This is a genomic window from Caballeronia sp. M23-90, assembly GCF_053574605.1.
The window spans coordinates 1-6222 of record NZ_JBSIPA010000391.1 but is presented as its reverse complement, the minus strand read 5'-3'; the positions used below and the strand labels follow the sequence as shown (position 1 = coordinate 6222).

7 protein-coding genes and 1 pseudogene are annotated in these 6222 nt (G+C 57.8%); all 8 read left to right on the top strand.

What is annotated here, in order from left to right; translation table 11 throughout:
* Window positions 1-171, top strand: a pseudogene (locus ACRXB1_RS27830) (aldo/keto reductase); the annotation flags it as partial.
* Window positions 172-293: 122 nt separating this feature from the next.
* Window positions 294-1196: an oxidoreductase gene (locus ACRXB1_RS27825; RefSeq protein WP_449493856.1), complete on the top strand. Its 903-nt coding sequence runs from the start codon at window positions 294-296 to the stop codon at window positions 1194-1196.
* A complete protein-coding gene (locus ACRXB1_RS27820) occupies window positions 1157-1504 on the top strand; it encodes a hypothetical protein (protein ID WP_449493855.1) in 348 nt (115 codons plus the stop codon). The genes ACRXB1_RS27825 and ACRXB1_RS27820 overlap by 40 nt, the downstream gene beginning before the upstream one ends.
* 1008 nt (window positions 1505-2512) lie before the next feature.
* Window positions 2513-3370 (top strand): transporter substrate-binding domain-containing protein, encoded by an 858-nt coding sequence (locus ACRXB1_RS27815; protein ID WP_449493854.1) that lies wholly within the window; start codon window positions 2513-2515, stop codon window positions 3368-3370.
* A 15-nt stretch (window positions 3371-3385) separates the two neighbouring features.
* A complete protein-coding gene (locus tag ACRXB1_RS27810; protein ID WP_174364752.1) occupies window positions 3386-4048 on the top strand; it encodes an ABC transporter permease subunit in 663 nt (220 codons plus the stop codon).
* Window positions 4049-4053: 5 nt separating this feature from the next.
* Complete coding sequence (locus ACRXB1_RS27805; RefSeq protein ID WP_449493853.1) at window positions 4054-4707, top strand: amino acid ABC transporter permease; 654 nt, start codon at window positions 4054-4056, stop codon at window positions 4705-4707.
* Entirely contained in the window at window positions 4704-5507 is an 804-nt protein-coding gene (locus ACRXB1_RS27800) for an amino acid ABC transporter ATP-binding protein (protein ID WP_449493852.1), read from the top strand. The genes ACRXB1_RS27805 and ACRXB1_RS27800 overlap by 4 nt, the downstream gene beginning before the upstream one ends.
* A partial coding sequence (locus tag ACRXB1_RS27795) for a M20/M25/M40 family metallo-hydrolase (RefSeq protein ID WP_449493851.1) occupies window positions 5504-6222 on the top strand: 719 nt, incomplete at its 3' end. The genes ACRXB1_RS27800 and ACRXB1_RS27795, both read left to right, overlap by 4 nt.

Here is a 6222-nt window from a genome sequence, read left to right as displayed (position 1 = left end):
GGCGCGCGTCGGCGCGAGCGCCTGACCGAAGCACTGGGCGCGCTCGACGTCACGCTTTCGGCCGATGACCTCGCCGCAATCGAACAGGCCGTTCCGAAGGGTGCGGCAGCGGGCGACCGGTACGCCGCGGCGCAAATGGCGCATCTGGACAGCGAGAAGGGCCACGGCTGACTGTTCCAACGGCCTGGCGCAATCCGATTGCACGTTGGCGCGATCGGATTAGTGCCGCCGAGGGCTCGCTCCTAGAATCGGTGAACGCATTTACCTCGTTCATCGTTAAAAGGAAGCACCTCATGTCGTCAGTCTGGCTTATCACCGGCAGTTCCCGTGGCATCGGCCACGAGTTGGCAAAAGCGGTTCTCGCGGCGGGGCATCGTCTGGTCGCGACCGCGCGTCGCCCTGAGGACCTTCACGCGCTTGTCGAGCAATACGGCGAGCGCGTGCGCGCCGTCGCACTCGATGTCACCGATCCCGCGTCGGCACGCGCCGCCGTGCAGGAAGCCGTCAACGCGTTCGGCCGTCTCGATGTCGTCGTGAACAACGCGGGCTACGGCAACATTGCATCGATCGAAGAAGGTGACGACGCCGATTTCCGCGCGCAAATGGAAACCAATTTCTACGGCGTCGCGAACGTCACGCGTGCGGCGCTGCCGGTCCTTCGCGCACAGCGCAGCGGGCACATCATCCAGGTTTCATCGATAGGCGGACGTGTCGGTTCGCCCGGCCTGGCCGCTTATCAATCGGCTAAATGGGCGGTCGAGGGCTTTTCCGAAGTGCTCGCGAAGGAAGTCGCGCCGCTCGGGATCAAGGTGACGATTGTCGAGCCGGGCGGTTTCCGCACGGACTGGGCGGGTTCCTCGATGACCATCCACGCTCCCGGTCCCGACTATGCGCAGAGCATCGCGCCTTTGCTGGAGTACCGGAATTCGCACAAGCCCGTCGGCGATCCGGCGAAAGCCGCGCAGGCGATCCTGAGCATCGCGGAAGTGGACGAACCGCCGCTGCGTCTGCTTTTGGGCAGCGACGCCGTGCATATCGCGGGACAATTGCACGAGGCGCGCGGCGCAATGGACGCACAATGGCGCGACTTGAGCATGTCCACCGATGCCGACGATGCCACCGGATGGCGCGGTCTTATCGATAGGAAGTCGAGGGTTTGCGCCTGCGCGCAGCGGCAGCGACGCTGCTGTCATTAACGGTTGCGGTACTCGCCGAATCGGGCGTTGCGCTGGCTACGGCCGCTGCTGCAGTGCTGCTTGTTGCTGCTGCGGTATCGGAACTATCGCCACCGCCGCAAGCGCTCAACACAGCGCTCGATGCGAAACAGATTAACAATGCCTTATTGAGTTTTATCATTTTTTATGAGTTGCGGAAAAGATTAGAAACCTCACGAAAAAAGTCGACGAGGCTTGACGTCTTCAGAAGAAGCGTGATTTCCGCGGAAACGAACACTTGCATGCTGCGGACAGCGGTAAACGCGATTAACGCAATCAAATCGTGTTAATCTGCAATTCAAATTATTTGTCAGATGAATTAAACCAAAGCGGGCGGCTGTATTGATGTGTCGTCTCAAAGCCGGTTAATTTCGGCATAGGCTCTACCTCCACGCTATAAGTGGTCAAAATTCAATTCAAATTCAACTGAAATCACGCCCGCATGAACAGAGTGATCAACTTGGAAACTGATAGTCCTCGATACGCTACTAAACCATAAGTGTTTGTTCAAACGATGAAAAACATATTTCGTTACATTCAATCGACCGTAAATATTGCTCAATCAGATCGATATCACGATTCATTGCATGTTGTGCACGAATCAGATCAGCTATTGCGCAATATCCAATCATGCAGTTTCCTAGGCCATATAAGATTCGGCAATGACAGCAATGGCTTTCCAGGTGTACCGTGATAGCCCATCCGGATTAACAAGCCGATATAACCCCTTTGCGCCGGGATTCTAAACGTATCGAATTGATTACTCGAACGCAAGAGTGTGACATTTTGTGAGATTTAGATTACAGGCTTATTCATCACACTAATTAAAATTAAGGGTCGCAAAGACAGAAGCAAGCAACAAGCGCGATCAGCGATGGCGGAAAACGACAGCTTGATGGCTGCTTAAGCCTTATCTGGAAAAGCTCGGCGTTTTGTCTTAAGTAACTACCGGTCGCAGTCAGTTTGAATAGTTCAGACAGTTCAGATTGCCCGGGAAAGTGATTAGGCAGGAAGGTAGCGGCGAAGGTGATTGTTGGGCATCGTCCACAAAAAGTTGTGCGCAATAGCACAAACCGGTCTCAAGCGAACTTGTGCCCTGAAGACCGCGTTGTGCATGGCGAGCACTGTATCGGTGCGGTCACCGCGTTCGCATCCCACTTCGGTGCAAGGTTGCAACTATCGTGTACGGGAAATCCAGCGTCCATGTCATGGCATGCTTCATGCATAGTGAATTTAATTCAAGTTACTTGAACAAAATTCACTAACCTATCATTGCGGCGCGGCCGCACGGGAGCATCATGCATAAGCCATTTCGAACGTTTGCCCTGTCGATGACCGGCGCATTTGCGCTGATTGCATCAGTACCCGGGTTTGCACAGGGCAGCGATCTGCTCGCCCGCGTAAAGGCAAACAAGGAGATCACGGTCGGCACGGAAGCGCGCTACGCGCCGTTCGAATCCATTGAAAACGGCAAGATCGTGGGCTACGACGCCGACCTGCTGCAATACGTATTGAAGTCGCTGCCCGATGTAAAACTCAAGCAACTCGACCTGCCCTTCCAGGGCCTGTTGCCCGGCCTCGACGCCAAGCGCTTCGACATGGTCATCACCGCCGTCACCGTGAACAAGGACCGTGCGAGTCACTTCGCTTTCACGTTACCTGTTGCCGATGCCACCGCCGGCGTGCTCGTGCGTTCGAACGAAGCGTCCATCAAATCGCCGAACGACCTGAACGGGAAGATCGTCGGCTCGCAGACGGGTTCGGCCCAGTTGCAGGCACTCATGGCGCTCGACAAAAACCTGAAAGCCGCTGGCGGTCCCGGCATCAAGCAGATCAAGCAATACGTCGCGTTCGATGAAGCATATGCGGACCTGGCCGTCGGCCGTCTCGATGCGGTCGCGCAGTCGGTCGCGAACCTCGGCCCCTTGTTGAAGTCACGTCCGGGCGTGTTCACGGTGCTGCCGCAGAGCATTGGACCGAAGAGCTACTTTGCGTGGGTCGCGCGCAAGGACGCAGACAGCGCCGCACTGCTGAAGCTTTTCAGTGATGGGATCGCGCGTGCGAACAAGGACGGCACCATGAAAGCGCTGCAGATGAAGTGGTTCGGCACGACCATGGATGTTCCTTCGGACGCCGTTCCCGAACCGTCGATGTAAGCAACGTTCATCTATATGAACCCTCCCGATCTCCTCGCGCGTTGCGCAAGTTATCTGCCGCAATTACTGGACGGCGCGATCACCACGTTGTGGCTTTCGGCCATTGCAGTAGCGTGCGGCTTCTTCGCGGGCATCTTCATCTACATGATGTCGGCGAGCGAAAGCCGGACCTTGTCAACGGCTGCACGCGTGTATGTCAGCGTCTTTCGCGGTACGCCCGTCCTCGCACAACTGCTGGTGTTCTATTACCTGCCCTCCGGTCTCGGCTGGGCGATTCCAGGGGTGGTCGCGGCGGCTATCGGGTTATCGATGAACACGGCGGCTTATCAATCGCAGATTCTCGGCACGGGATTTACCGCGATTCCACGCGGGCAGATCGAGGCCGCAAAGACGTTCAACCTCACGCGGCACCAGACCCTGTGGCACATCGAGATCCCGCAAGTGGTTGCGTTGACCCTGCCGGCGCTGGTCTCGGAGATGATCGATATCGTCAAGGCGTCTGCAGTGGTGTCGGTGATTGCCGTGACCGACCTGATGCGCGTCGGGCAGCAACTGTCTTCGTTCAGTTATCGGCCGCTCGAGGTCTACACGCTCGCTGCGTGCTTTTATCTTGCGATCACGTCGATGCTTTCCCTCGCTGGACGAGGTATCGAACGGCGCATGGCGCGGCGGGCGTGACCGACATGAACAGTTTTCTCTCCCTCATCCCTCGCTTTGCCGACGCCATCCTCGTTACGCTCGAGGTCAGCGTAGTCGCGGCCTTCATTGGTGCTTTGGGCGGCTTTGTTCTGAACGCGTTGCGCCTTCGATTTTCACAGCGGCTCGGCGCGCCGTATCGCATCTTTATATGGCTCATTCGCGGGACGCCGTACCTCTCGCAACTGGTGATCGTCTACTTTGGGCTGCCCGTCACAGGCGTCACGATGACCGCCGTGCAGGCGACCATCGTCTCGCTTGCGATCTACTCCGCCGCCTATTTCGCGGAGATTTTCCGAGCAGGCTGGGCCAGCATTCCAAGTGGGCATATGGAAGCGGCGCGCGCATTTGGCATCGACCGATGGTCAGCGTTTCGAAGCATCGAACTGCCTCAAGCCATTGCGTTCGTCATGCCGTTGCTTGCGAACCAGACCATTCTCGTCATCAAGGAAAGCGCGGTTGCATCGATCATCACGGTGCCCGAGTTGACCATGACTGCAAGCGACATTGTCTCGTCCACCTATACGTACATCGGTCCATACGCGATGTTGATCATCTGCTACTGGCTTCTCACGCAATGCGTCGCCGTTGCCTTCAAATGGGCGTCGGTGCTCATCGCTCCATCGCGTAAAACCTCATGAGCTCACTTCCCATTCTCGAACTTCGCGCTGTGGGTAAATCGTATGGCGCCAATCGCGTGCTCAAGGGCATCGATCTGACCGTGCAGCGTGGAGAGATCGTTTCGCTCATTGGACCGTCGGGTTCCGGCAAGACGACGGCGTTGCGCTGCATGAACTTCCTCGAAGCCTACGATGAAGGCGAGGTCTGGATCAAAGGCCAGTTGCTTGGGTATCGATCAGCAGGCCGTGCCGAACGTGACCGCGATAGCGAGAAGAGCATTGCGGACGTGCGACGGCCAGTTTCGATGGTATTTCAGCAGTTCAACCTGTGGCCGCATATGACCGTGCTCGGCAACGTGGCGGCGCCACTGGTGTTATCGAAAAAGGCAGATAAGGGCGATGCGCACAAGCAATCGCTTGCAGCGCTCAAGCGCGTCGGTCTGGTCGAAAAGGCGCATGCGTATCCGGTGTCGTTGAGCGGCGGACAGCAACAACGCGTGGGAATTGCGCGTGCGTTGGCCATCGAACCCGAAGTCATGTTGCTCGATGAACCCACGTCCGCACTCGACCCCGAACTCGTGGAAGAAGTGCTGAGCGTCATCCGCTCTCTTGCGCAAGACGGCATGACAATGGTGATGGTCACGCACGAGATGAGCTTCGCCGCAAAGATTTCGGATCAAGTGGTGTTCATGGAGGCCGGAAAGATCGTGGAAGCGGGGCCGCCCGAGCAACTCTTCGGCAACACGCGTACGCCGCGCTTGCAGCAGTTCCTGAAGCCCTGGTTCGATCGCAGCCTGACTTCCGTCGCGGGGGTTGAATGATTCAGGACGACGCGCTCAAAACCGCATCCAGCATCAACGCAACGCGCCTTCTTGAATCCATCCAGACACTTGCGCGCTTCGGCGCGCGTGATGATGGAGGTGTGGACAGGCCGGCGCTTTCGACAATCGACGTTGAAGCGCGCCGCCACCTGGTCGAGCGTGCGATCGCACTCGGCTGCACCGTGCGCACCGATGCCTGCGCGAACCTCTTTTTCCGTCGCGAAGGTCTGCAAGATCTGCCGCCGGTCATGACGGGCAGCCATATCGATACTCAACCCACCGGCGGCAAGCTCGACGGATGTTATGGCGTGCTCGCAGGCTTCGAATGTCTTGCTGCATTGAACGAGGCCAACATCCGGACGCGCCGCCCGTTCGAAGTCGTTGCATGGACCAACGAAGAAGGCACGCGGTTCCAACCCGGCGCGATGGGGTCGAGTGCGTTCGTCGATCCAGCCTTGCTCCAACACTACGGACAAGCAAAAGACAGCAACGGCATCACGCTCGCTGCTGCGCTCGCGGCGCATCGTGACGCGTTTCCTGCGATCGAAACACGTGCCGTGCAAGAGAATGCGCATGCGTTCGTTGAACTGCACATCGAACAAGGCCCGTTGCTCGAACTCGCCGATATTCCTCTTGGTGTAGTCACCGGCATCCAGGGCGTGCGCAGCCGCGCCCTTGCAGTGCACCGCGTACCAGCGCACGCCCTGAATGCCGG

Coding starts and splice junctions, on each gene's coding strand:
- ACRXB1_RS27800 (WP_449493852.1), top strand. CDS start 4,704: ATGAGCTCACTTCCCATTCTCGAACTTCGCGCTGTGGGTAAATCGTAT.
- ACRXB1_RS27815 (WP_449493854.1), top strand. CDS start 2,513: ATGCATAAGCCATTTCGAACGTTTGCCCTGTCGATGACCGGCGCATTT.
- ACRXB1_RS27805 (WP_449493853.1), top strand. CDS start 4,054: ATGAACAGTTTTCTCTCCCTCATCCCTCGCTTTGCCGACGCCATCCTC.
- ACRXB1_RS27825 (WP_449493856.1), top strand. CDS start 294: ATGTCGTCAGTCTGGCTTATCACCGGCAGTTCCCGTGGCATCGGCCAC.
- ACRXB1_RS27810 (WP_174364752.1), top strand. CDS start 3,386: ATGAACCCTCCCGATCTCCTCGCGCGTTGCGCAAGTTATCTGCCGCAA.